This is a genomic window from Streptococcus parasanguinis, assembly GCF_001074805.1.
GTDB lineage: Bacteria > Bacillota > Bacilli > Lactobacillales > Streptococcaceae > Streptococcus > Streptococcus parasanguinis_A.
The window spans coordinates 1-2576 of record NZ_JUPI01000056.1 but is presented as its reverse complement, the minus strand read 5'-3'; the positions used below and the strand labels follow the sequence as shown (position 1 = coordinate 2576).

General features: G+C 42.0%; 3 protein-coding genes. All 3 read left to right on the top strand.

What is annotated here, in order from left to right:
• Nucleotides 1-145 precede the first annotated feature (145 nt).
• The 3 genes from ADI76_RS04125 (at nt 146) to glnA (ending at nt 2492) form a co-directional block, all read left to right on the top strand.
• A complete protein-coding gene (locus ADI76_RS04125) occupies nt 146-679 on the top strand; it encodes an FUSC family protein (RefSeq protein WP_024055322.1) in 534 nt (177 codons plus the stop codon).
• A gap of 67 nt (nt 680-746) precedes the next feature.
• On the top strand, nt 747-1106 hold the full coding sequence (locus ADI76_RS04120; RefSeq protein ID WP_003008872.1) for a MerR family transcriptional regulator: 360 nt from the start codon (nt 747-749) through the stop codon (nt 1104-1106).
• A gap of 39 nt (nt 1107-1145) precedes the next feature.
• Entirely contained in the window at nt 1146-2492 is a 1347-nt protein-coding gene (gene glnA, locus ADI76_RS04115; protein WP_023919214.1) for a type I glutamate--ammonia ligase, read from the top strand.
• The last annotated feature ends 84 nt before the right edge of the window (nt 2493-2576 follow it).

Genomic DNA, 2576 nt, shown 5'->3' with positions numbered 1-2576 from the left:
CCTACTCAACTGTGCGGAGGTGGGACGACGAAATCGAATTCTAACGAATTACCGATTTCTGTCTCACTCTCTTTTCTTTCTATTTTAACTGTTCTCTCCGTTCTGAAAATATGGTAGAATAATAGAGATAGAAAGATAGGTGACCATGGATTACTTTAAACGACACAAATTTGATTGGTCCAAATTCCGTTTGGGGATGAGAACCTTTAAAACAGGTATTGCCGTTTTTATTGTACTACTTATTTTTGGAATATTTGGCTGGCGCGGCCTTCAGATCGGGACCTTGACAGCTGTTTTTAGTTTGAGGGAAGACTTTGATAAGAGTGTCCACTTCGGGGCTTCGCGTGTCATGGGCAATAGTATCGGAGGCTTTTATGCTGTTTTGTTCTTCCTTTTAAAAACGCTCTTTCATGGGGCGTATTGGGTGACTCTGATTTTTGTCCCAATTGCGACCATGTTAACCATTATGACAAATGTCGCTATGAATAATAAAGCAGGAATTATCGGAGGAGTTTCGGCAATGCTGATTATTACCCTCTCGATTCCTAACGGAGAAACCTTCTTGTATGTTTTTGCCCGAATATTTGAGACCTTTATCGGCGTTTTTGTTGCGATTTTGGTCAATTCGGATGTCGATCGTATTCGAGATTTTCTCAAGAAGTACAAAAAACCTATGTAAGATTATGTAACATTTAATCTTGACATAGATTTTTTTTTCGATATAATAGAATAGAAAGAGGAATGGTATGAAGGAAAAGGAATTACGACGCTCGCTGGCAGTCTTTCCGATCGGAAGTGTTATGAAGTTAACCGACTTGACAGCTCGCCAGATTCGTTATTATGAAGATCAGGGATTGATTTCTCCTGATCGGACAGAAGGCAATCGCCGCATGTATTCGTTGGACGATATGGACCGCTTGCTTGAGATCAAAGATTATATCTCAGATGGCTTCAATATTGCGGATATTAAGAAAAAATATGCGGAAAAAGAGCAAGAGCAAACCAAGGTTGTCAGTCAAGAAGAGATCCGTAAGGCTCTTCATCGTGACATTCTTCAGCAAAGTCGCTTCACATCTTCCCCATCGCCATATGGTCAATTTCGTTGATCATTTCATAAGCTTGTAATCTATTTTAAGGAGACAAAAATGTCAATTACTGCTGCAGATATTCGCCGTGAAGTAAAAGAAAAAAATGTTACTTTTATTCGCTTGATGTTCTCTGATATTTTGGGAACCATGAAGAACGTCGAAATTCCAGCTACCGATGAGCAACTGGACAAGGTTCTTTCAAACAAAGCCATGTTTGATGGTTCTTCTATCGAAGGATTTGTCCGTATCAACGAGTCAGATATGTATCTTTACCCAGATTTGGATACATGGACAGTCTTCCCTTGGGGAGATGAAAATGGTAGCGTAGCTGGCTTGATCTGTGATGTCTATACGACAGAAGGGGAACCATTTGCAGGAGATCCACGTGGCAACTTGAAACGTGCCCTTCGTCATATGGAAAAACTTGGATTCAAATCCTTTAACCTTGGACCAGAACCAGAATTCTTCCTCTTTAAGTTGGACGAAAATGGAGATCCAACTCTTGAAGTAAATGACAAAGGTGGCTATTTTGACTTGGCTCCAACAGACCTTGCAGATAACACTCGTCGTGAAATCGTAAATGTCTTGACCAAGATGGGCTTTGAAGTAGAAGCTAGCCACCACGAAGTAGCCGTTGGTCAGCATGAAATCGACTTTAAGTATGACGAAGTTCTTCGCGCTTGTGACAAGATCCAAATCTTTAAACTCGTTGTGAAGACCATCGCTCGTAAACACGGCTTGTATGCAACCTTTATGGCCAAACCAAAATTTGGAATTGCCGGATCAGGTATGCACTGTAATATGTCTCTCTTTGACCAAGATGGCAACAATGCCTTCTTTGATCCAGAAGATCCACGTGGAATGCAATTGTCAGAAACTGCTTATCACTTCTTGGGTGGTTTGATCAAGCATGCCTACAACTTTACAGCTGTGACCAATCCAACCGTCAACTCTTATAAACGTTTGGTTCCTGGATATGAAGCACCCGTTTATATCGCTTGGGCAGGTCGCAACCGTTCCCCATTGGTACGTGTACCAGCATCACGTGGTATGGGAACTCGTTTGGAATTGCGTTCCGTAGACCCAATGGCCAATCCTTATGTAGCCTTGGCAGTCTTGCTTGAAGTCGGCCTTCACGGGATTGAAAATAAAATCGAAGCACCTGCTCCGATCGAAGAAAATATCTATGTGATGACACCGGAAGAACGTAGAGCAGCTGGAATCACAGATCTCCCTTCTACCCTTCACAATGCCTTGAAAGCCTTGACAGAAGACGAAGTGGTGAAAGCTGCTTTGGGTGAACACATCTACACCAGCTTCCTTGAAGCCAAACGAATCGAATGGGCAAGCTATGCGACTTTCGTATCTCAATGGGAAGTAGACAACTATTTAGATCTTTATTAAGAAACAAGAGTAAAGAGGCTAGGACAAAAGTCCTAGCCTCTCAATTATTTTTGGATTGTCGAGCAAGACGCAGTGGTTGAGTGG